Source organism: Shewanella sp. S1-49-MNA-CIBAN-0167, assembly GCF_040310145.1.
Lineage (GTDB): Bacteria > Pseudomonadota > Gammaproteobacteria > Enterobacterales > Shewanellaceae > Shewanella > Shewanella psychromarinicola.
On sequence record NZ_JBEOPO010000216.1, the window covers coordinates 1 to 280 of the forward strand.

Annotated in this window: 1 protein-coding gene; it reads left to right on the plus strand. The window is 43.6% G+C overall.

From position 1 onward, the window contains the following. Window positions 1-236 (plus strand): OmpA family protein (locus tag AAEZ00_RS21060; RefSeq protein ID WP_351089828.1); only part of this gene is annotated, 236 nt, incomplete at its 5' end. Window positions 237-280 lie beyond the last annotated feature (44 nt).

Here is a 280-nt window from a genome sequence, read left to right on the forward strand (position 1 = left end):
GCCATGCGTCTAACGTAGGTAAAGCAGAATACAACATGAAGCTTTCTGAGCGTCGTGCGGTTTCTGTTGCAAGTGCACTAAACAAAAAGTATGGCATTAGCATGAGCCGTATTAATTCTGTTGGTTACGGTGTCACTAAACCAGTTATGCAAGGTAGCTCAGCTGAAGCTAACCGTGTTAACCGTCGTATCGAAGCTATCGTGACGGGTACTGAAAAGCGCGTAGTATTACGTTAATTGTAATATAGATACGCTATACTTTAGAAGTCGCTGCTTGCAGC